Below are 21,537 nucleotides of genomic sequence, written 5' to 3'. Positions count from 1 at the left end.
GTCAAATCACAAAAATGATACATAGTAGACTACTCATTTTATTTTTACTGCTATTTTTTAAGCAAGGCTATGCGCAGTCAGATAGTCTACACACTTTTTCATTTGAAAATGTGGATAGCTTAAATGCCGTTAAAAGTAAAAATGTACTTGTTTTTTTTCATACCGATTGGTGCAAGTATTGTCAATTAATGAATGAAACAACCTTCAAAGACAAAGCAGTTATTGAATTGTTAAATGATAATTTCTACTTTGTACCTTTTGATCCCGAAAGCGAAACGGATATTGAATTCGCTGGAAGAAAATTTAAATATATTCCGAATGGTAAGGAGACAGGAATGCATGAAATAGCAATTGCCTTGGCTAAAATTGATGGAAAAATAAACTATCCTTCCATCTGTATGCTCAATCAAAATTATGAGATTGTATTTCAATATAACCAATTCTTATCTGCACCTGATTTGATAAAGGTACTGGGGGAGGTTTTAGCTAAAAAGTAATGCTTTTCCCAGGTAAGTTTAATTGTTGAAACAGTTTTTAAAGTGGATAAATTATGGGTGCTGTTCCCATTTTAGCTTTCATGGAAGTCAAAAACTTTAATACAGAACGGTAATATAACCTTTGTATGCGCTTTTGATGTTTTCAAAATCTACAAATGAAATGGATAGACGTAACCCCCGATTGTACAAGCTCACCTTCGTAAGTACCATCCCAATTATAATTTGGAGCATAACTTTCAAATATTATTTCTCTCCAACGGTTAAAAATGTTTAAGCGGGAGGTTTTGCTGCAACTAGAGTTACATCATGAGCATTTTGATAGCGTCCTTCACTTGGTAAAAAACAGCTGTTGCGTATAAAGCAAGATTCGTATGCACCTTAATGGTCAAAGAAGTTAGGTATTGAAAGTTTAATGCGTTAAAAACGGACCGGTTTATGCGATACATTTCCGTTTCATTATTTCCGACTTCCTAATCTATTTTAATAAATTTTTTGTCCACTTTTCGATCATCCATATTTAATTGTATTAAATAAGGCCCGTTTGGAAGGTGACTGATGGGTATTTGTAATTGGTTAATAGCCGTTAAAACTTTTTTTCCGCTCAAATTATAAACGGAAATCTCAAGATTTTGAAATGGAAATGTAAGGTTGATATTCAAAAAGTTATTGGTTGGGTTGGGGTAGATGTACAGGTCATTTAAATGGGGCACTTCATCATTAATAGCATTGAAAATTGGACAAGTAGCTGTAGCCGAAAAATTAGCATCCGCCCATAAATTAAAGTCTTGTAAAATGCTATCGTGGGTATGGTATTGAAACTCGTATGGCCAAGGTTCTATGTAGCGAATGTTTAAGCTTTTTGCCTGTTCAAAAACAGTAAGGTACAAGCTGTCTTTAAACCTTTCTAGTTGGTCAGACCGTCCAATAATCTGCGCATATTTATCTCCTTGAAAATTAGAAATAAAATTAATTAAATCGGTTTGATAGGTCGTTTTACCTGAAATCCACCACATGCCTAAACCTATCCTATTGCATAAACTGGCATCATTGGCCAAGTCATTGATAATGGTAGCGGGTACCATAGTATCGTGGTCTATTTCATGTACTTCAAAAACTATGGGTTTGTCGGGGAAAGCATTGGCGAAACTTATGGTAGTTGACTTGGCAGCAGTAATCCATTTTTGTTCCGTAAATCCATCATTTGAAAATGCTGTCAAATCCACGCCATTCAAATGCCCTTCTACGCCATTCACTGACATTTGACTGACATAAACATGGGATAACATAGTGTCGGTGCCAAATTCATTGCCCAATTGAGTGATGAGTGCTGTCAATTTTTGTTCGCAAATACTATCCCACCACAAGGGCAAGCGCCAAGTCTGGTTTTGATATTGAAAACTATGAAAATGTACATTCAAGGAGTCCATTAACCAAGCAGGACTACCGAAGGCACCTGCGGGAATTGCCAAAGCATATTTTAATCCGGCGCTGGTTACGGTATTTATTTTAGTATTGAGTGTGGTAAAATTATAAACACCAGGTGATGGCTCTATGTCTGCCCATTTTTCAGTGATTAAAACTCCTCTGCTTTCGTTGTGTGCAAGTACAGCTGGGTTTGTGCCATTTGTTCCTGCATAGCAACCCAGCGGTTTTACAATAGTTTGAGCAATAATTTGAGGAATGAAAAACAGGAAAACTAGGAACAATAACCTATTCATGACCTTCTTTTTTATTTCTGCTCCAGTGGATTTCCAAAATACATGAGTTCCCAAACAGCGTTGGAACTTGCATATTTTTCAATGAGTTGATCCGCCTTATACACTTTTATTTCGGCCTTACCTGTAAATCGAAAATATGCTGGTTCTATGTCTGTAAATAGCTTTGCCATTCCGTATTTCAATCCCTTTCCTACTGCAGCCTCAAGTAAGTCGGCCTCAACAATGGTTTTTTCTTTAAAAAGATAATACTCATACCTGTATTCATCTTCCGGATTATCATAAATAAAAATGAGATGATCACTGATGTCTTTATTTAAGGTCGGATGCATTTTGCCATAAGTACCATATAATTTTACTTGCTCCCCATTGTCGGCAATTGTTTTTCCATCTTTTGATATATTAAAAACGATAATATTATCGTTATTGAATGCTTTATCAGCAATCATTTCAGAGGCAATAACATTGTACGGTCCAATTTGAGCCCTCGACCAATACCAATGGTTAAATAACTTTACCATAGAAATATTACCCCAATTGTGATCGTGATAACAAGAACCAGAAGTATTAACGGTTTCGTTTTGATATTTATAGGAAGCATTAATTTTTCCTTGTGGTACCGAAACCACCCAGTTGAATTCTTTATCTTCTGCTTCACCAAACACCATATGTCCCGTTTTGGGTCTCCAACTTTCTGTTGTCCTGTCTATTTGGGCTGTAAAATTAATCTCCTCATTTTCAAAGTGAATTTCATAGTTTTTTAAATTTCCAACAATATAACTTTTACCAATTTTAACATGACAAGAGTCTTTAGCAGCAAAAAAGTCTTCAGGCTTACAATAGACGGATTTTTCTATCTTACTGCCATCCGCTTTATCAATACTGATGGTGGCATATGGCTCAAGGGCTTTGTTTACACTGGTCATAAATTTGGTGTAAAATACAATTACAACAGTACTGCCATCCGCTAAATGTGAATCAAAATACCACCATTCATAAGTCCCTTTTTCACCAGAACTTCTCATACCATCTTCCCATTTTTCGGGCACATTACCTTCCACTAAATGATACTTTTCAAAATCATTGCTCACCTTGGCCAAATTTGTTTGCACAGTCTGCCCAAAAGTACTTTGAGAAAGGAGTAGTAAAAGTGCTGAAGATAATAGTGTTTTGAGCGCTGCTTTCATGATAAGTGTTTAGTTATTAATATACAAAAATAATAGAATCTTAAAACCATTCCTCAAAAAAGAACCACCCTTTATGAACAAAAATGAAAACATTTATAGTTTAGCTGCTACCGCAACCTATTTTTTGTCAGTGGAGATTATCCCATTTTTGGAAATGCGAGATTTGCTCACCGCTTTTTCAAATACAAAAAGTCAGCGGGCTTAAAAAAGGTATAATAAAGGGCTTTATACATATTCTTTCTGGTTAAATTTGAACCAAGTTCCAATTGTACCGTCTCATTTTTAGCCGCATCAATTTTTAACGGTCTCGTTTTACACCAATCAATTTTTGCATATATTTCATGGTTTGTTGCGGGGACTTCAAATGATTTTGTTTCTCCGTCTCTAAGAAAACCTACCTTTACCCCATTAATATATATGCGAATTACCCTCGCCTTGTTGGCATATTGTTCCACGCGTGTAATTTCAATCGTTTTTGTGTGCATGCTTTGGATTTTGATGGATGCTTGCTCAAATTTAACCATAATTCAGGACTATCGATTACTGTGAAAAAATTTAATGGGGAGCGTTTTTACGCTTTGAAAACATAGCATGATAAGCTTGGCATACTGATAGGTACTTGAATGATTATTGATTTAACTTTTATCGGTAGGGGATACTGTTTAGCGTTCAATTCCCTGCGCTACAAAAGCTGGGGAGCAAGGGATACAATGACTGCGCAACTTATGACCTTTTCAGTTTTGATTTAATACCATGATGTATAATAAAAAACGTCATCCATGCGGCAATGAAAACGTTAACCATAAAATCAATACGAGCACGAATAAATGCTTACTTGATTATAAACCACTAAAAAAAGTAGTAATTTTACGTTTTTGGTTTCATATTTGATTTATCGCTAATGAAGCAAAAAACTTAACCTTATGAAAAAATTATTTTACACTTTAATTGCGGCAAGTACTTTATCTGCATGTAGTCTATTGGATAGTGCTATAATTATAGACAAACCAAATTTACCAACAGTGAATATTTGTGATAATGTGGCGACAGATGCAGATGTGACGAACATGGTATCAAAAATAAAAGCAAAATCATTTAAAGAAGAAAGAATGGCCCGTGCAAAATTGGTGACAAAGGATTATTGTTTTGTGTCAAACCAAGTGGTAAACATTATGGATGCTTTTAGTTTTGAAAATGCTAAGTTAGAAATCGCAAAAGATTTGTACGACCAAACAACAGATAAAAATAATTATGATGTTGTGGTGGATGCTTTAGTGCACAAAGCGGACAGAGATGAATTAAATAAATTTATATTACAATAGGTAAATACAGCTAATGCGATTGCCATTTAATTGCGCATAGCTAGCTTCATTTTTTAAAGGGTTAAGATTATTAATGGCGGAATAGAAAGTCAGCATGGCTTTTTATAATTACCGAGCTAATTCAAACGCGGTAAATGGTGGAAGTTGATAGTATTCACATGCGCATGCTTCCCAAAAGGACGAACTATAATTATTTTTACTAGGAAAGCCAAAGCTTTTACTAAAGCTGTCGTTGTCTATTCCATTCGTAAGATGGACCGTTTCAACAAATATTTCTTCTACGTTTTCTATAGCGGTATACGCTTTGTCCTTTTCATGTTTATAGTCGTATTTTCTATATATTTTCGAGTAAACCAAATGGTCAAAATTGTCAATTGAAAGGACGTCAATAGCTTCATTAACTTTAAAAACTAAGGTCACATCACACTTTAATTGTATAGCTTCGAATTTGGCAAAACTCCGCTTTTTACATTTAAATATATTATCAATGGTAAAGGTGACTAAATTGGAATCTCTTTTTACAGTACCGATTTTTATACTGTCTTTCGTAAGAATATCCCTACTTTCATTTGAACCTTGACTTAAGATTAAATCCTTGCGTTTAAAAAAAGTTGTAGGTAAATACTCCGTTAACGGCGGTGGTGTTCTGGCAAGTTTCATGCTTACCATTACTTTTTTTGTTTCAATATTTGCGTTATAGGCAGTATTTTGATAGGCCCTATTTGCTTTTAGCTGTTTCTGGTAATTAATTTTTCTTCTTTCTGTCAGGTAGGTGACCAAACCATCCGTATAGTATATTAAACTGTCATCATTTGTTTGGTAACTCCGATAACAAGCGTCAATTACTTGTTGTTTTTTAGGGATTTTTTTTGCAGAAACAAGCACTTCGGATAAATCAATATTTACCTCATTCAGTACAATGGTGTCATTCCATTTAATGTTTTTTCTAAGAATCACTTGACTATCGTAACTGATGTGGTTAAAATGGATACTGTCGGATAAGCTTTGGTTTTCTATTTTATGCCATTTTACCATTCCTTTTCCATTAGATTTAGCCAGTATGTTTTGTTTACTGTTGCATATTTCAACAAGGGCTATTGGCGAATTATTTTGGTCGACAATGGTAATTTGAGAGTATGAATGCGTGTAAGTAAATAAACAAAAAATGATGAGTATGAATTTCATGTAAGTCAGTGTTAAAAGTATCCGTAAGCTTTTAGCTGTCATTGTCCAATTAATTAAGGCAGTCTTCATCAGTCTCACGCCAGGTTATCGGTCAAAGTATTACTTGTAGTCAACATGTCGACCAATGACCAGTCAAATATAATAATATAGTTGAAATTCAATTTGTTAAAAAATTATAATGGATAGCTTAATGAAATAGAGTAGGGTCAATATTTTATTGGAGCCTAGGAAACAATAGTTGGAAAGCCTGTAAAATTACGCTGAACAATACCTGAAAAAAGAAATATAGCAGCTTAGACTTGTATAAAATTCAATGAAAAGAACTGAAATAGTATGGGTTAGTACTTATTTATTAATTAAATTAGCTTTAAAATCAACAATTATGAAAAACTCAATAGCCATATTATCCGTCCTATTACTAAATAGTTTCTCTAGCCATAGTCAGGCTCAAATTAATTTAAATTTTAACCAAACAAATGCCACTGTAAATACAAACGGTGTTTTGTTTTACGATACCATTAACCAAACTGCGGGCTATGAGGTCCCCAAAAACTTGGGAAACCATGCCATTTATTCAAGTTCATTTTGGTTTGGTGGTGAAGATGTTAACGGACAGTTAAAATTAGCAGCTCAAAAGTACCATACAGATTCCGATTTTAGCACAGGACCATTATCCACTTTTAGTGGTGGTTTAAATAATGGGGTGCCTTATGGTGATGCGCAAACAAATGCTGCGAGTATTGCCTTGTCTAACAAAATATTTACCATGGATAAAAGTACCATTCAAAACTTTATCACTTGGTGGAATTGTGAAAATGGCATCACACCACAAAGTCAGTGCAATAATGTGGTAGCACCAAGTAACAATGAAATGCAACAAATACTCAATTGGCCAGCACATGGAGACGTTGCTTTGGCGCAAGATTATAATATGGCACCTTTTTACGACAATCCAAATGGGCCGGAAGGAGCAAACGGAAAATACGATCCGCTTATTGATGGTGACTATCCTTGTGTACCAGGACACAGTAATGCTTTTATCCTATTTAATGATAAGGGAGGAGTTCATTCTTCGGGTGGTGATCCAATAGGATTAGAATTTCATATGATGGTTTATCAATATGCGTCAAACGACTTTTTAGACAATACCACTTTCGTCAATTTAAAGGTGATCAATAGAAGTACTCAAACCTTGTCAAACTTTAAAGTGGCTAATTTTACGGACCCAATGATTGGAGACTACAGTGATGATTATGTTGGAAGTAACCCGAGTAAAAACATGGTTTATGCCTATAATAGCGATAATAATGATGCTGAATATGGCGTAGATCCTCCAGCGATTGGTGTTGTATTACTAAATGCCCCAATGAGTGTAGCAGGGGTGATGAATAACCAAAGTGGCATTCCCGCTATGCAAACGCCTAATTTAGCAACTGAATATTGGGGCTATATGAATGGGGAATGGGGAAATTCAGGACTGCCATTTACTGACGGAGGAAATGGATATAATGGTACCATACCCACTAACTATATGTATGATGATATTAACAATTGGAGTGAAATAAATGAAGGACAAACGCCAGGTGACAGACAAATGTTTTTAGCTTCTGACCAAGGTACTTTTGTTCCTGGAGGCGTTAAAGAATATGATTATGCATTTATATATGCTCGTTTGGGAGACCATTTACAGAATGTAGACAGTTTATTTAGCATAGCGGATAAAGTTCAATCATTTTATGATGGTCAATCAAGTACTTGTCCGCATATTTTTGATCCAACATTAGGAACAGATAAAGTGGATGACCAAATTAATAACATTAGTCTTTATCCAAATCCAGCGCAAGATCAATTTAAAATTGCGATCGAGGGAGCGTTTGATGTAGAAATTTATTCCATAGCTGGTCAACTGATTTATCAAGCAAATAGTGTACAACCACAGCAAAACATTGCAACACCGAATCATAGTGGTATCTACTTTGTTAAAGTTCGCCAAAATGGGCAAACAACAACTTTGAAAATGATAATTGAATAAGGGAGAAGTAGAAGAATAAATTTAGTTTTAAGGGGGAGGGTAGTCAATTTGGCTATCCTTTTTCTTTTGTTCTAGCGCTTAAAAAGTAACCTGTTAAACGATAGATATACTTCTTTTATATTGCGATAAAAAAGGATGCGTGATAGGTTTATGATCCATTTTTTTCTCAGTCTTTAACGAAAAAAAGTGGCAAAAGCGAAAGCTCATGCCACACAAAATAATTCGATAAATATTTAAATAATTTCCTAAAGTTTTTGCTCCTGTTTTTATAGGAGTACAAGTCAGTCTAATTCAATAATATAATTCAATTCTGCCCATTCTACAAAGTCATATTCTTCGAAATTCTTTACCCATTCTTTCTCTTGACCTGCTGGTACGTGAAAAAATATGGTGCATCCTGCAGTTTCACTAGAAGTTTCCTCTTTTAGTTTTAAAATTTGCATTGCGCTTAGCCAATCAGCTTGGTAGGAAGAATTATTCATATCGAATAAGGTTGGAAAAATTTTTATCCCGTTCGTTTGATTATCTAGGCGTCCATAAACTAACGAACCATTTCCATCATTGGTATAGGTTTTTGCCTGGAGATAGTCTAAAACATATTGCAAGCTATCCGCATGAAGTTCGGAAGTATAAACTTGCGAATGAATTTGTTCTACTTCATGGTCTAGACTATTGATAAAGTCAAATACTTTGTCAACCGTATAATCTCCCTTTATTTTAACCAAAACATCCGTAGGGACATATGCTCCATTTTTGTCTACATTTTGCTCCTTTTTACAGCTTAAAATGGATAAAGCAACAAGCATTAAAGTAATTCTAAATAATTTCATAAGTATAGTTTTTAGGCTTGATGCATTATCCTGAAAAATGGTTGCTTTTTGAATGAATTCGGTTGACTAAAATTAGGTATTTATGTCACCCAGCTTTGCAATAACTGCTAATTGAATTTTCATGTCCAATGGCAAACACCTAGTCCGGCCAAGTAGTTTGATGGGGTATGTGTGCTATATTTTTTCGATAATGCTGTATTGATTCACTAATTTCTTTCCTTTGTAATAAGATATATTGGAAATAAACCCATTGTCATGGTATTTAAAAAAGTATTTAGTTTTTTTCTGAGCACCTGTAATTGAAATGAGTTGTTGCTTGGTCTTGTTAAACTCAAGCTCTATGTGCATTGTTTTATTTTGGATACGCTCCATATCTAAACTAAGCGTGCAAAAACATTCATTTTCTACCATGCTGTTGCATTCTAATTTGCTGTTTTGCATTAGAGAATCAATATTTGTTTGCTTCAAATAGGATAAAAAAGGAAAGTATTTTATGGCAAAATTAATGGTGAGAGGAGCTACCATATAATTATTGAAATGATATGGAAAGTAGTAGATTTTGTTCGTCTCCTTCACGCTATCCGTGAGTATTATATCAAGATTTCGTTCACACTTTCTAATATCTGTTCTCCAATCGAAGGAAGGTTCTTGTGTCTCTATCCATCTATTTTCAATGGTGTCGATAATAAAAATGGCGCTAGCAAATGGATTGCTGCAAACTTTTTCTCTTACTTTTCTGCTAGAAAGAATGAATACGGTGTCATTTTTTATTTCATATCTACCAAATTTAAACGCAGGTGCTATAACAGGGGATGGCTCTCCATTTTCATGTTTTTTTTGATTTTCTAGCAGTTTTTTATCTGAATATAGATAGCTACTATCATTTATTAACTCGTATGTATATTTCCGTAATTTATTATTACTTATTCTGCTATAAGAATTTACTTGGCTCAAGCCATCCAAAGTGCTAATTAAAAAAAATACAATGAATAAATATTTCATTTTTATGATGGTTAACGGTGGTTTAATTTTCTTTGCGATAAGGTACGAATCAGCTATGAAATTTACTTGATATTGTGCATTGTTTTATTTAATATAGATAGTTCATCCAAAATATTACGCTTAAATATATCCAAAATAAGGTAAATACTATGTGCATAACTGTTTCAAATGTTTTTCCTTTCCATAATTCTTTAGCGTAAGCGAAGAATTGTAGGAAAAGGCGCATTGTCCAGAATATTGCGAAGCCCAGTGAAATGGTTTTACCAAGGTTTGTTTCTACCAGTGCTGTACTTGAAGTCAAGCACAAGCAGCCCATGAGAAAAACTACCAGTGCCACAAAAAAAGTATGAACTTGCATCATTTGTTTGTTTATCAGACTTAAAGATTTCAGCTCTTCTTTCCAATTAAAATATTTTGGAAAAATGACGTGAACGCAGGCCAATATAATTAAGGCAATGCCAATTACTTTAAAGTGTATTTCCATTTGTTTCTAGTATAAATGTGGTGATAAATGGTGTAGTCTTTATTTCTCCGACTATTTTTAAATTTGCTTCTTTAAAAGTCCTCAGCCACGTTGATTTGGAATGAAAATGGAAAAAGCCAATAGTGTATGCCATGCAATTATTAAAGTCACGCAAATGCTCTGTGACAAAAATCTGATGTTTAGGAATCGTTACACGCTCAAGTTCTTTGAAAAAAATTATTCTCTCTTTTACCTCCCTAATTTCATGTGCGGATAAAATTACCAAAACAAAATCAAATGAATCACTTGAAAAAGGGAGACTTGTTGTGGAGACTTGAATGGTGTTTTCATTGGGTGGATAGGCCAATCTTGCCCTTTTGATCGATATTTCAGTATGTTTTTTTGGATCATAAAAATCGGCAATAGTCAACCTACCATTTGGAAATTTATTGCTGATTAACTCGCTTGTTTCATCAAATCCAGCACTAATATTTAAAATGTTTTTACTTTCAGATTTCGGAAGCCACTTAAGCGCATATAGTCCTGAAAGGTCATAAATATAAAAGGAAATAAGAAGTGAGATGTTTATGGTAATAATTGCTAAAATTGCAAACCAATATGCTAAAGACTGAAGTAGAGGAGGTAGATGCGTCCAGAAAAGTAATAGCAAGCCAAGGATTAATCCGCTAGCTAAATAAAAGTGCCAATTAAAACGAATGATGTTGAATACTCCTTGAAAAGGCTTTCGTTTTATTTCCATTTCTCAATCCTTCCTTTTTTCCAATAATATGGAATATTCTTAATGATAAAAGCATTGGCCAATACCGAACCATGAAGGTCTAGTTTATTTAAAAAATCAAATTTGTAGTTGATAACCTTCACGGGTACTGGTTTCCAGTTTTGGCGAACACCTTGGATTATTAAAATCGACTTCTTCTCTTCGTTATAGGTGAAAGTATGCGGCAAGGGCCCTGCAAATTTTCTGGCATCCTTCCAATCAACAAATGGCGAATTTTGAGGTAGACTTACTTCACTTTCAGGTTGGTCAAAAGTTAGGTGGAAATTTGAATTTTTAGAACTAATGGTTGTAAAACTGTTATCAAAACTTTCTTTTATGTCGGTTGTCGTATAATTATAGTGAGTGAAAATATTACCTAAAAACTCCATTTTCTTTTTGTCTGTTTCTGACTTAATAATATATAGACCTCTTAAGCTCTTTCCATCCTTATTTTTATAACGAACAAAAATTCGATATCCAATTAAGAAGAAGTTATTACCCATAAATTTGGGAAATCCTTTGGGGCGTAATCCTTTGGTTTGAACCATAGCAATTGCAATAAATGCCCACTTATCTTGAAAAGTGTCGAGTTCTAAGCACTCAGGAATTAAATCTATAAGCTGTTCCTTTGGAATTGCAAATGTTAAAACCAGTGAGCGCTCAAAAAAAGCTTCCACAGCAAAAGGATGATTTTTTAAAAATGACATGGCGCTTAATTATTGTTTTAGTTTCCTATTGAGAATAAACTCGTTGTAATATACGAAACCTATAAAAAATAAGGCGAAAATTGAGTTTACTCGACCCCAAAGTAAGAGATCAGGTACAAGAATAAATTCCATAATATTCATGGTTGCAACAATGGCTATTTGGACAATTGCATTTAGTTTCGATTTGTATCTGGTTAAAATCCAGACTGCCATCACCACTTCTGAAAATCCAATTAAAATGGTTAAAGCTCTTGCATGCTCAGCGCCAAGAATTCTTGCAACTATTTGTTCGTGGCGTGGTACAAGATTAAGTACCTTGCAAAAAAGACCGTTTGCAATCCAAATAATTGAAATTAGAATGGTCAATACTTTATGTAGGGGGGAATTTTTCAAATTTTTCTTTTATTCACTCGCTTTTCTACGCTGTTATTAGCTTCAAGTTTCAATGCCGTATTTTTTGATTTTAAGATAAAGGGTGCTTCTATCAATATTTAATAAGTTAGCCGTTAATGATTTGTTGTTTTTTGTCTGGACAAGTGTTCGTTCTATCAGTGCTTTTTCATTGTGCTCTTGAATAAGCTTCAGGTCTGTTTCGTTTTTTTCTAAATCACTGTCTTTGTTGCTTAACATTTCCAATGGAAGCACATCAATTTGTGCTATTTTCGATTTAGACAAAAGTACCACACGATTAATGATGTTTTTTAATTCACGAATATTCCCCGGCCAATAATAATTTTGTAAAGCTGAAACTAATTCCTCCGAAAAATGAGCAACAGCCTTACCAAGTCGTTGATTGGACTGTTGCAAAAAATAATCAATGAATAAAGGAATTTCATCTTTCCTTTCTCGCAATGCGGGTAACTCAATTTTAAATTCATCCAGTCTAAAATACAAGTCCTCTCTGAATTTCTTTTCAAGGGAGAGTTCCTTTAAATTTTCATTGGTTGCAACAATGATTCTAACATCTATTTGGATGGTTTCATTACTCCCAACTGGTTGTATACATCTTTCTTGAATTACTCGGAGTAGTTTTACTTGGACGTCATAACTCAAATTACCAATTTCATCCAGAAAAATAGTCCCTTTGTCTGCCGTTTTAAATTTTCCAACTTTGTCTGATTCTGCACCTGTGAAAGATCCTTTTTTATGACCGAAAAGTTCACTACCAGCGAGCTCTTTGGATAATGTTCCACAGTCAATGGCTATGAAAGGTTGGTTTTTTCTTTGGCTTAAATTATGAATTTTCCTTGCGGTATGTTCTTTTCCCGTCCCACTTTCACCTTCAATGATAACGGTAAGTTCCGTTGGCGCTATTAACTCAATTTGTTCTGTTACTTTTTTTGAAGGCGCACTGGTACCTAGGAGGAATTCCTGTCCTTCTATTGTTTTTGAATGGTTAATCTCCGCTTTATCTTTTGATAAGGCAAGGTCAATCATCATCAACAATTCTTCGTGATTTATTGGCTTAGTAATATAATCGAAAGCACCTTTTTTAATCGATTTGACGGCCAGCTTAACGTCATCAAACCTGGTCATGATAATGCTTACCGTTTTTAGTTCTAATTCATTCGCTTTTGAAATGATGTCTAATCCAATGCCATCATTTAGTTTGTAATCGAGTAATAATAGATCGAACGGTTTTGTTGTTAAGGTTTTTATAGCCTCTATCACACTTGAACAGCAGGTAATTTCAAAACCTTTTCTTGTCAGAAATTTCTCAAGAATTTTGAGGAAGGTAATATCGTCATCAACAATTAAAATTGACTGCATAAGTAGGGGTATAGTTAAGCTTGTTGTCAAATATAAAAAAAGCCAGAGCTAAACTCTGGCCTTTAAGCGTAAATAATTTCAAAAAAACTTTAATTAAGCAATAACAACTTCTCCTTTGTCGTTAAAAAGTAAAGTTTTAACTTCTTCTTCTTTTAATACTACCACTTTGTACATTTTACCGCCTTCTTCTTGTTCAATTAACCAAGCTTTTTGCGCTTGGTATTCTGCATATTTTTCACTTTTAAGTGTTGCTTGTACAGCTTCTGGTAATTCACTTAATTCTATTTCAATTACTGCTTCGCTTACCTCTTCAATACTGGTACTTTCAACCTCTGTTGTGTTTTGAGCAAATGATGTTCCCATTAACCCGAATGCTATAGCGCCTGTTAAAATTACTTTTTTCATAACTGATTTTTTTTAATTTGTATTTTTATTATTCTCTCTTTCCCTTACGCCATTAATATGCCAGAACATAAATAAGTTTGTAATACGCACATTGCTAGGAGTTAATACTTTTGAATGAAGTGTGGTGTAGTGTAGTATAATCCTACACTTTGTTTTATAGTCCTACAGATTTGAATGAAAAAGCGGCATTACCGAACAGTAATTTTACCAAAAGGCAATCACATTTAGAAGCTTCATTGCCGGTATTGGGGGATTATTTAATGGGGTGTTTGGGACGCGAAACAGTTTATGGTTTAGGGTTATTTTGACCTTTAAGGATTTCCAATTGTTCTTTTATCCTTTGATTGGCATCCATCCAAAATGTATTCAAATTTTTCACGCCTTCCATGGCAAGATTTATATCCGTGTTTCGAAGTTGTTTTTCAATTTCCTTGGTATTCTTCTGAAAGGTTTGATCTACTTGAGAAAAACGAGAGCTTAGCTTGTGAATAATAAAATCAATACTTTCCTTATCTGTATTTTTAATGGCTTTATCTAGCTCAAAAAGCGACTTGTCGTTTTCTGCAACTATGGTTTCTAATATTTCTATTAGATCATCCGTATCATTATCCATATAATTTCGCAATGAAGAAAAATGGATAAAACTTTGCTCGGGGGTATCGACTAGGGTAGGATTAAGTTCAATGTCCAGTAATAACGCAATTTGATTTAAGAAAACAGTTCTTTTGATGGGTTTAAACATGGCGGCATCAAAAGCAGCCATATTTTCTTTGTCTATTTTGTCCAACATTACATTTGCGGAGCATACCATTGATTTTGGAAATGGATTCAACCTTGTTTTACAAGCCTTTAAGAATTCGTAACCATTCATTTCGGGCATTTTATAATCCACAATAATTAAGTCGAACACCTTGTTGTTAATGGCGTCAAGCGCCTTTTTAGGGTTGTTGTACAGCTCTATTTTTGCACCAGTTGGCAGCAGAAATTTCTCGTAAAGGGCTGTGATTAATACATCATCATCAATCACTAAGATCGATTTGTTTTGAAGTATATTTTGATAGTTACTTTTCAGGTAAGGTGCAGCATGCGTAGGCTCATTTTTTTCCAGTACTCCTTTTTCCAAATTCAAGGAGAAGATAAATTTAGCGCCTTGGTTTATTTTGCTCGAGACTTTTAATTCGCCTGACATTTGCGTGACCAGTTTTTTTACAATCCCTAAACCAAGTCCAGTACCTTGTGTTTTATCGTGATGCGTGCTCACTTGGTGAAAATCATTAAATACATCCTTTTGTTCCTCTTCCGACATACCAATACCGGAGTCTTCCACCGTAAATTCAAGGGCATAATGACCTGCTTTCTCTTCATTTTTCAAGGTCAAGTTAACGAATCCTTTATCCGTAAATTTAATGGCATTATGAATTAGGTTATAAAGAATTTGTTGGATTCTATTTACATCTGTAAGCACCACTAAAGGGGTAGTTGGCAAATCAAATTTGTATTGCAGTCCTTTGTTTTCTATGTAGGGGATAAAAGTCTCCTTCAATTCCTGTAATGAGCGCGATAAGTCGGCGTTTGCCTTTTTAATTTCAATAACCCCAACATTTATTTTTGCAATGTCCAAAATTTCATTCGTCATTTGGTACAAATAGTTGGCGGATGCTTTTAAAGCCTTGATGTTTTTACTTTCACCTTCCAACAAGTCAATATAACCAATGATGGAGGTGAGTGGCGTTCTAATTTCATGGCTCATGGTGTGCAAAAAACGTTGCTTTTCTTCTGACTCTCTCTTCGCCTGCTTCTCTTTTAACTCTAGGGTTCGTTGGTACATTATACTCCGATTAATGTCTTTAAAAACTCTATAAATAAGGAAGATTGTAAAAATTGTAAATCCGAGAATGGTTAAAATTAGATAGTTTGTTATCCTGGCTGTTTCTGCCTTGAGTTCCGCTAGGTAATCCTCATAAGAAGAATATTGTTCAAGGATAAAGTCCTGTATTATGCTTTCCGTTTTTTGATTAATACCAAAATTCAACGCATAAATTTCTCGTTCAATATTTTGAATATTTTGGATGTATCCAATTCTTCTCATTTGAATTTTTTCAAAAAGCAGCAGGATATCGATACTTTCAACGGAAGGGTCATTATTACTTTGATCTAATGTATCCACAACTTGTTGCGTGGTTGTGTCCATCTCAAAAGTCGTAGTTGGTTTTTGAACATCATCTTCGTTTTGACTTCTTTTTTTTGCCCCAAATATCCGTCGAAAAAAATGGAGGTCCTTATTATTGTTCTCTGTTAGTTTTGAATCACTATCCGCAGCTTCAATTTCATTTTTTTTAATGTAGGAGGTAATTTGTCTCGTTATAATGATGGAGTCTTTTTCGGTTAAAGTTTTATTTTTTAAATCTTCTCGAATTATTTCGTCAATGGATGACATGAATTTTTTTTCACCAGCTTTCCGCAATGCTTTTAATTGAAAGTTTTTGTGCTTTAGGGCGACCAGTATTTTTGGGATGGAATCTAAACTCGAAAATTGTCTGAATTTGGACTGCACACTATTGGCTTGAATGGTTTCAATATTGTTGGTGATATCTATAATTATGGAGTCTATTAACTGTTCAGACAACGCTACTGTGTCATTTAAAAATTGATTGTTTAACTTGTTGATGTCCAATGTTAATCGATCGATTAGATTCGATTGTTGTTTGGGTTCAAACCTGGATTCGATTGTACTGTTCAGGTGTTTTAGGCGGACATAGAAATATCCACCAACTACAGATAATAATATAGTTGCTAATATAAAAAAGAGTAGAGTTTTTCCTTTTAGACCAAACATAATCGGCTGTTAATAATTAATTCGAACCATTTTGTGAAGTTAAAGATACTTTTTAGTTCATAGAAAATATAGTGATCTACTTACTGATTCTCGCCACTACAGTACGGTTTTCAAATAGTCTTTTGATTGTTAGTTTTTTAGTGGGGGAGGGCAGTGTTGATTTCTCTTCTGTTTACAATATGGTAAATTGGTTAAAACCAGCAATTAATTTTATACGGTGTTGGGTTTAGTTATTATCAGTATACTTTTAAAAATCAATTCTAAAAGGTCAAGATTTTTATTGAATTCGTTTGAGTTTATTAAAAAATTAACATGGTTCAATTACTCTTGCTTATAAAAAGATTGGATTCACTTCTCTTAATTAACTCACACCAATATATCCATTACCTTTTCGAATAATTTTCAGGTTCATAACTTCATAAGCGAATTAAATGCTTGTGTCATTTGAGGACGGAGTTTATTCTGGTCAAATGAGTTATTAAGAAATATATCTATAGTTGTTACCCAATACCGGCCATCACTACTTGTTTCTTGAATTAAACTGGTATTATCTTTTACGACAAAGGTCATTACAGATTTTGAATCTTTCTCTTCAAATGTAATTTCCTTTAATGCTTTTAAAGGGATTTTATATTCCGTAGAAATGGTATCTAGAAAGACATCCGCGACTAATATTTCGTTAATGATAATATTTGTTTCCTCAAAGCTAACACTGTATTTATATGTTGTCCCTTCATTATCTTGATATTGGTGTAATTCTATTGTTTCTTTAACCCAGTTTTGAATTTTATCGTCTATTTCTAATCCATCCGCATAGCGTGTGGTACTCATTAACTCTCCATTGGCAGTGTAATTATTTACAGTGCCATTACCATTTATTATGGTTCCTTTGTTCAGTAAATTCCCTTTGTTGTCAAAACAAGAGTTTACAGCCATCAGCTTGCCATTTTTCCAAAAATGAGTCTGATATAATTGACCATTTTCGTGATAATACTCCCATTCGCCATCCCTTTCAGTTCTATCAATTTTCATCCAAATAAAATGCATGTCGGCTGTTTGCTTGTCTGCAGATATTATATATTCTGTTGTTTTATTATTATCAAACATTTTTTCATTTGTGTAAAGCTCGTTGCCAGAGATAATTTCTTTGTACTGCCCTTTGCATTCTTTCTGTAGAAGAGGTTCATACTTAAGACAAAAATCTTCATAATCTTTATATTCATAAATGTTTACTTTTTTAAAAACTCCATTCCCGTCATATAGCTGATTGATAAATACTGGTCGGTCGGTATATGTTTTAGCAACGTTACCTGTTCCATTGGCCATACCTACATAATTAAGTGTACTTTTTATAGACACGCCATCTAAGTCATATTCGACGTACAAGTAACCTTTGTCAATCGTATCTTTCATTTCTTTTTTATAATACTTTACAGCTTCATCTAAGTCTTTTTTACATCTTTTGGAAAAATAATCTATAGGTACATACGTACCTTTGTTTTGTAATTGTCCATTTTGGTAGTACGCCTTCCATTCGCCAATTTTATTTTCGTTTTGGTACTCGCCTATTGCTTTTAAATTGCCATTCTCGTAATACTGTCTATCCATTTGAGCATTTAAATAATGGATACAGAAAAAAGGTATTAATAGTAAGATGTGTTTTTTCATAAATGATTTTTTCATTTAGTTTTACGCTCGGCTATATTTCTGTTTGCATTACCTTGCTTAAAGTAACTTGATAACTGCCAAGGTATTGTTTAGGCTAAATTAATTATTTTAGACTATCTAAACCATGTTTTGGCGCTATTTTATTAATTACCACTGCTTTTAATTTGTAAATGCAAATTGAATATAGCTATTGTTGTAAGCAGTTATTTATATATACTGTAGCCATAAGGATTGATTTTCCACAAGCCATCATCAATTATGATATTGTAAATTTCATTATCAACCGATAGTTGGAAATGTTTATCATCAATTTTGGTTAAAACTGCTGAATCAAATTTTGATTTGAATAGACTCAAATTTTTCACAATTGTATCTTTTTCTTCATCAGATATATAGTCTTCATTTTCCTCATCAACAAACTCTGATAATATTTGATTTAATTGATCCTCCTTATACACACAGAGATATTTCAATACATAAACTATATCATCATTTTCAAAAGCTTTAATCAGGGAGGCAAATAATTCATGAATATTATTCTGAGGATATTTAAATAAATTTTGTTTTACTTTTTCAAGCTTATTCAATTTTCTCTTTTTGGGTTCGTTATAGGTTAAATCAATTTTATTCTTAGGAAAAGACACGTCAATGTTTATGCACATCACACCCTGATAACTATTATCCGGAGTTCTTAAATAAGTATTTCCATCTGGAAAAGTAGCAGTCGTATACATTATTGAATCCATAAGATAACTATACATCTGTCCATCACTATTATTTTGCCAGTGCTTATTCCTTGAATGGCGATACTTTTGATAAATTGCTCCTAGAACAGCACCATTCCCCTTTCTGATTCTCGAATAGATAGTGTCTTTATATTCACTTTTGTTCTCATCCCAAGTTTGACCATTATTGAAAATAGTGTCCAGATGAAATTTAGATTTTGGAGAATCAAACCATTCAATACCTATAAAACATCCGTTTTCTCCAACCTGTATATGTTCATTACTCATATCAATAGTAACCCATTCATTTCCTGTAGTGGCGGAGGCAATAATATTAGATTTCGTTAATTCCTTATCGGGTTTTGTTTCAAATTCATTACATGCATAAACGTGAATTCTAAAATACGCATCTGGATAACCTAAATCAGATACGTATACATTGATGTTTTTTAAATAACCTGGAACTGAATATTCATTCGGAATCCATGTCGCTTTTTCCTCTCCATTTTTGCCAGTGCTGACATAATCCGGAAATCTTGTTTTCTTTGGTTTTTTTGTAATTCCTAAGTTTTTGCGTTGGTATTTCATTTTTTTTGCAGTCACCATAACTTCAGAAAGATTTTGTGTACTTGGGTTTAGTTCAACTGCTTTATTTTTAATGATATCCCTAACTGCGAAATGTCCATTGTTGTATCCAATACATGAAATTATGATGGAGTCTAACGCTCTAAATGATGAATCCAATACAAAGAATCCATTATAATCGGAAATTACTCCTTTCAACTTATTGATTGATTTAATATATGCATAGGACACAGGCTCTTTGGATTCAGAATCGATTATTTGATTCTGGCCTATACCTGAAAGAAAAGTAAGAGAGAATAATATTAGGATTAAATATTTCATTATGGGCAATTCTTACTAACGGTTGGTGTTGGATAAGTAAGGAAATGTTTAGCGGTTAATTTTTAAGTATCTTCTAATCAAATATAAACATTTTGGTTTTATCTTTTCTAGTCTAAAAGCCAAATTTTATATTTGGTGGACTTGAGTAAAGGTACGATTTTTCAGTTCAGTAGAATCTCCGCATTAACTATAGGTAGTGTTGTGCTTTCGTGTTTTATTTAAGTTTTATTATTTTCTATTTTTTCTCTTAGATTTTTATAATCGGTAGTATTACAAAAAAGATTTGAAGAAGGAATGCTTTTTTCAACTCCAGCCAGACTTCTATATATTTTATTCTTTTTAATCACAATTTTATCAAATGAATATTCTTTTTTTAATGGCCCTAATAGAGCCATTGTTGTGAGTTTTTTAGTCTCTAAATCTATTGAGAAGTAAACTTTTTTATATGAAGAAATTAAACCATAAATCATAACAATTAGCATTATAGGATGAATCCATTCACTTGCAGAGTTGAGTATAATTAATGTAATGAAGATCAACGACATTAAAATGAAAAAAAGTGTAACATTAATACTATAATGGACATTAACTATGTTTTTTTGCTCTGTCATTTTCGTTTAGTTTAGGTATGAAGCACAACGTGATTGTGTATGGTTAGTTGCGTGGTTAAGCAACTAATTTAGCAAATAAATCATAGATAAAATATTCCGCAGGAATGTTCGTAAGTCGGCAGTGACCAGGAATTTAATTATACACGGTGTTGTGCGTTCGTTTTTTTTGATATTAATATTGTATGGATTTCATCAGTTCCGTCAATTTTTATATAATTTATTGGAATCAATTTATTTATCACGAAATGATTTGATTTTAGTGTTTTTTCTAAATTGTTCAAATTATGATAATAGAAATATGTTCTATCTCCATTACTTCCTGATATATAACCTGAATTCTCATAATTACCATGAATAAAACTCAAGTATAGTATTCCATTATCATTCAGTAAATATTTACAGTCAGAGATTAGTTTTTTACAATCATTATTAGATAAGTATGGAATACAAAACCCACATATTATAGCATCAAATTTTGTATTTAAACTATCAATTTTTCGACAGTCCATAATTTCAAATTCAGCCGTTGGATTATTTTTTTTAGACAATTCAATCATATTTTCTGAAATGTCAATTCCTTTTATTTTTAAATCGGCTTTTTTTGATAGAAGATATTTGGTTATGTTTCCTGGTCCGCAACCAATTTCCAGAACTGAAGAATTTGTCTTTAAAATTAAATCAAGAAATACATCATATGAGTCATTGTACAAGTCTAAATTCATAAACTTATCTTGGTAGATTTCGGCAACTTTATTCCAAGTCTGAAATGTTACTTGATATTTATCCATATTTCAGTTTAAATGAGGCACAACAACCGAGTAAAACACACAAACTGCAAATCACCAAGATTGTTATTATTGTCTTGTTTAACTGCGTCTTAACCGTTTTTAAGTATTTG

The 21,537-nt window shown here is 33.3% G+C and carries 19 protein-coding genes; 3 read left to right on the top strand and 16 right to left on the bottom strand.

Features of this window, described 5'->3' with window-relative positions:
- The first annotated feature begins 14 nt into the window (after positions 1–14).
- Positions 15–497 carry a thioredoxin family protein gene (locus DNU06_RS15940; RefSeq protein ID WP_111064499.1) on the top strand — a complete coding sequence of 161 codons (483 nt, stop codon included), beginning with the start codon at positions 15–17 and terminating at the stop codon, positions 495–497.
- A gap of 470 nt (positions 498–967) precedes the next feature.
- On the opposite strand, the gene DNU06_RS15930 is transcribed toward DNU06_RS15940, so the two are convergent.
- The 3 genes from DNU06_RS15930 to DNU06_RS15920 form a co-directional block, all read right to left on the bottom strand.
- A complete protein-coding gene (locus DNU06_RS15930; protein WP_111064498.1) occupies positions 968–2,215 on the bottom strand; it encodes a T9SS type A sorting domain-containing protein in 1,248 nt (415 codons plus the stop codon).
- Between the two features lie 11 nt (positions 2,216–2,226).
- Complete coding sequence (locus tag DNU06_RS15925; protein ID WP_111064497.1) at positions 2,227–3,399, bottom strand: hypothetical protein; 1,173 nt, start codon at positions 3,397–3,399, stop codon at positions 2,227–2,229.
- A 167-nt stretch (positions 3,400–3,566) separates the two neighbouring features.
- Entirely contained in the window at positions 3,567–3,884 is a 318-nt protein-coding gene (locus DNU06_RS15920; protein WP_146239280.1) for a hypothetical protein, read from the bottom strand.
- 438 nt (positions 3,885–4,322) lie between these two features.
- On the opposite strand from DNU06_RS15920, the gene DNU06_RS15915 reads away from it, so the two are divergent.
- Positions 4,323–4,721, top strand: coding sequence for a DUF4476 domain-containing protein (locus tag DNU06_RS15915; protein WP_111064495.1), 399 nt, complete (start codon positions 4,323–4,325; stop codon positions 4,719–4,721).
- A gap of 108 nt (positions 4,722–4,829) precedes the next feature.
- Here the strand turns inward: DNU06_RS15915 and DNU06_RS15910 are convergent, their stop codons facing one another.
- Positions 4,830–5,906 carry a hypothetical protein gene (locus DNU06_RS15910; protein WP_146239279.1) on the bottom strand — a complete coding sequence of 359 codons (1,077 nt, stop codon included), beginning with the start codon at positions 5,904–5,906 and terminating at the stop codon, positions 4,830–4,832.
- Positions 5,907–6,288: 382 nt separating this feature from the next.
- Between DNU06_RS15910 and DNU06_RS15905 the strand changes: the two genes are divergently transcribed.
- Positions 6,289–7,938, top strand: a complete 1,650-nt coding sequence (locus DNU06_RS15905) for a T9SS type A sorting domain-containing protein (RefSeq protein ID WP_158526926.1) — start codon at positions 6,289–6,291, stop codon at positions 7,936–7,938.
- A 281-nt stretch (positions 7,939–8,219) separates the two neighbouring features.
- On the opposite strand, the gene DNU06_RS15900 is transcribed toward DNU06_RS15905, so the two are convergent.
- The 12 genes from DNU06_RS15900 to DNU06_RS15840 all read right to left on the bottom strand — a co-directional run bounded on the left by DNU06_RS15900 (position 8,220) and on the right by DNU06_RS15840 (position 21,427).
- Positions 8,220–8,768 carry a hypothetical protein gene (locus tag DNU06_RS15900; protein WP_111064492.1) on the bottom strand — a complete coding sequence of 183 codons (549 nt, stop codon included), beginning with the start codon at positions 8,766–8,768 and terminating at the stop codon, positions 8,220–8,222.
- Between the two features lie 174 nt (positions 8,769–8,942).
- Positions 8,943–9,770 carry a hypothetical protein gene (locus tag DNU06_RS15895; RefSeq protein ID WP_111064491.1) on the bottom strand — a complete coding sequence of 276 codons (828 nt, stop codon included), beginning with the start codon at positions 9,768–9,770 and terminating at the stop codon, positions 8,943–8,945.
- A 467-nt stretch (positions 9,771–10,237) separates the two neighbouring features.
- Positions 10,238–10,993 carry a methyltransferase domain-containing protein gene (locus DNU06_RS15885; protein WP_111064489.1) on the bottom strand — a complete coding sequence of 252 codons (756 nt, stop codon included), beginning with the start codon at positions 10,991–10,993 and terminating at the stop codon, positions 10,238–10,240.
- Positions 10,984–11,718: a DUF2071 domain-containing protein gene (locus DNU06_RS15880; RefSeq protein ID WP_111064488.1), complete on the bottom strand. Its 735-nt coding sequence runs from the start codon at positions 11,716–11,718 to the stop codon at positions 10,984–10,986. The genes DNU06_RS15885 and DNU06_RS15880 overlap by 10 nt, the downstream gene beginning before the upstream one ends.
- Positions 11,719–11,727: 9 nt before the next feature.
- Positions 11,728–12,111, bottom strand: a complete 384-nt coding sequence (locus DNU06_RS15875; protein WP_111064487.1) for a DoxX-like family protein — start codon at positions 12,109–12,111, stop codon at positions 11,728–11,730.
- A 42-nt stretch (positions 12,112–12,153) separates the two neighbouring features.
- Positions 12,154–13,488, bottom strand: a complete 1,335-nt coding sequence (locus DNU06_RS15870) for a sigma-54-dependent transcriptional regulator (RefSeq protein WP_111064486.1) — start codon at positions 13,486–13,488, stop codon at positions 12,154–12,156.
- Positions 13,489–13,581: 93 nt separating this feature from the next.
- Positions 13,582–13,893, bottom strand: coding sequence for a hypothetical protein (locus DNU06_RS15865; RefSeq protein WP_111064485.1), 312 nt, complete (start codon positions 13,891–13,893; stop codon positions 13,582–13,584).
- A gap of 286 nt (positions 13,894–14,179) precedes the next feature.
- Complete coding sequence (locus DNU06_RS15860; protein ID WP_111064484.1) at positions 14,180–16,729, bottom strand: ATP-binding response regulator; 2,550 nt, start codon at positions 16,727–16,729, stop codon at positions 14,180–14,182.
- Positions 16,730–17,137: 408 nt separating this feature from the next.
- Positions 17,138–18,397 (bottom strand): toxin-antitoxin system YwqK family antitoxin, encoded by a 1,260-nt coding sequence (locus DNU06_RS15855; RefSeq protein WP_158526925.1) that lies wholly within the window; start codon positions 18,395–18,397, stop codon positions 17,138–17,140.
- A gap of 203 nt (positions 18,398–18,600) precedes the next feature.
- Positions 18,601–20,028, bottom strand: a complete 1,428-nt coding sequence (locus tag DNU06_RS15850; protein WP_111064482.1) for a carboxypeptidase-like regulatory domain-containing protein — start codon at positions 20,026–20,028, stop codon at positions 18,601–18,603.
- Between the two features lie 218 nt (positions 20,029–20,246).
- On the bottom strand, positions 20,247–20,639 hold the full coding sequence (locus DNU06_RS15845) for a hypothetical protein (protein WP_111064481.1): 393 nt from the start codon (positions 20,637–20,639) through the stop codon (positions 20,247–20,249).
- Between the two features lie 137 nt (positions 20,640–20,776).
- Entirely contained in the window at positions 20,777–21,427 is a 651-nt protein-coding gene (locus DNU06_RS15840; protein ID WP_111064480.1) for a class I SAM-dependent methyltransferase, read from the bottom strand.
- Positions 21,428–21,537 lie beyond the last annotated feature (110 nt).

This window comes from Putridiphycobacter roseus (assembly GCF_003234935.1).
GTDB classification, from domain to species: domain Bacteria; phylum Bacteroidota; class Bacteroidia; order Flavobacteriales_D; family Crocinitomicaceae; genus Putridiphycobacter; species Putridiphycobacter roseus.
This window is presented reverse-complemented; position numbering and strand designations above follow the sequence as displayed.

What these genes read in the sequence shown, in the direction of transcription:
- DNU06_RS15940 (WP_111064499.1), top strand. Translation starts at nt 15, where the DNA reads ATGATACATAGTAGACTACTCATTTTATTTTTACTGCTATTTTTTAAG.
- DNU06_RS15930 (WP_111064498.1), bottom strand. Translation starts at nt 2,215, where the DNA reads ATGAATAGGTTATTGTTCCTAGTTTTCCTGTTTTTCATTCCTCAAATT.
- DNU06_RS15925 (WP_111064497.1), bottom strand. Translation starts at nt 3,399, where the DNA reads ATGAAAGCAGCGCTCAAAACACTATTATCTTCAGCACTTTTACTACTC.
- DNU06_RS15920 (WP_146239280.1), bottom strand. Translation starts at nt 3,884, where the DNA reads ATGCACACAAAAACGATTGAAATTACACGCGTGGAACAATATGCCAAC.
- DNU06_RS15915 (WP_111064495.1), top strand. Translation starts at nt 4,323, where the DNA reads ATGAAAAAATTATTTTACACTTTAATTGCGGCAAGTACTTTATCTGCA.
- DNU06_RS15910 (WP_146239279.1), bottom strand. Translation starts at nt 5,906, where the DNA reads ATGAAATTCATACTCATCATTTTTTGTTTATTTACTTACACGCATTCA.
- DNU06_RS15905 (WP_158526926.1), top strand. Translation starts at nt 6,289, where the DNA reads ATGAAAAACTCAATAGCCATATTATCCGTCCTATTACTAAATAGTTTC.
- DNU06_RS15900 (WP_111064492.1), bottom strand. Translation starts at nt 8,768, where the DNA reads ATGAAATTATTTAGAATTACTTTAATGCTTGTTGCTTTATCCATTTTA.
- DNU06_RS15895 (WP_111064491.1), bottom strand. Translation starts at nt 9,770, where the DNA reads ATGAAATATTTATTCATTGTATTTTTTTTAATTAGCACTTTGGATGGC.
- DNU06_RS15885 (WP_111064489.1), bottom strand. Translation starts at nt 10,993, where the DNA reads ATGGAAATAAAACGAAAGCCTTTTCAAGGAGTATTCAACATCATTCGT.
- DNU06_RS15880 (WP_111064488.1), bottom strand. Translation starts at nt 11,718, where the DNA reads ATGTCATTTTTAAAAAATCATCCTTTTGCTGTGGAAGCTTTTTTTGAG.
- DNU06_RS15870 (WP_111064486.1), bottom strand. Translation starts at nt 13,488, where the DNA reads ATGCAGTCAATTTTAATTGTTGATGACGATATTACCTTCCTCAAAATT.
- DNU06_RS15865 (WP_111064485.1), bottom strand. Translation starts at nt 13,893, where the DNA reads ATGAAAAAAGTAATTTTAACAGGCGCTATAGCATTCGGGTTAATGGGA.
- DNU06_RS15860 (WP_111064484.1), bottom strand. Translation starts at nt 16,729, where the DNA reads ATGTTTGGTCTAAAAGGAAAAACTCTACTCTTTTTTATATTAGCAACT.
- DNU06_RS15855 (WP_158526925.1), bottom strand. Translation starts at nt 18,397, where the DNA reads ATGAAAAAACACATCTTACTATTAATACCTTTTTTCTGTATCCATTAT.
- DNU06_RS15850 (WP_111064482.1), bottom strand. Translation starts at nt 20,028, where the DNA reads ATGAAATATTTAATCCTAATATTATTCTCTCTTACTTTTCTTTCAGGT.
- DNU06_RS15845 (WP_111064481.1), bottom strand. Translation starts at nt 20,639, where the DNA reads ATGACAGAGCAAAAAAACATAGTTAATGTCCATTATAGTATTAATGTT.
- DNU06_RS15840 (WP_111064480.1), bottom strand. Translation starts at nt 21,427, where the DNA reads ATGGATAAATATCAAGTAACATTTCAGACTTGGAATAAAGTTGCCGAA.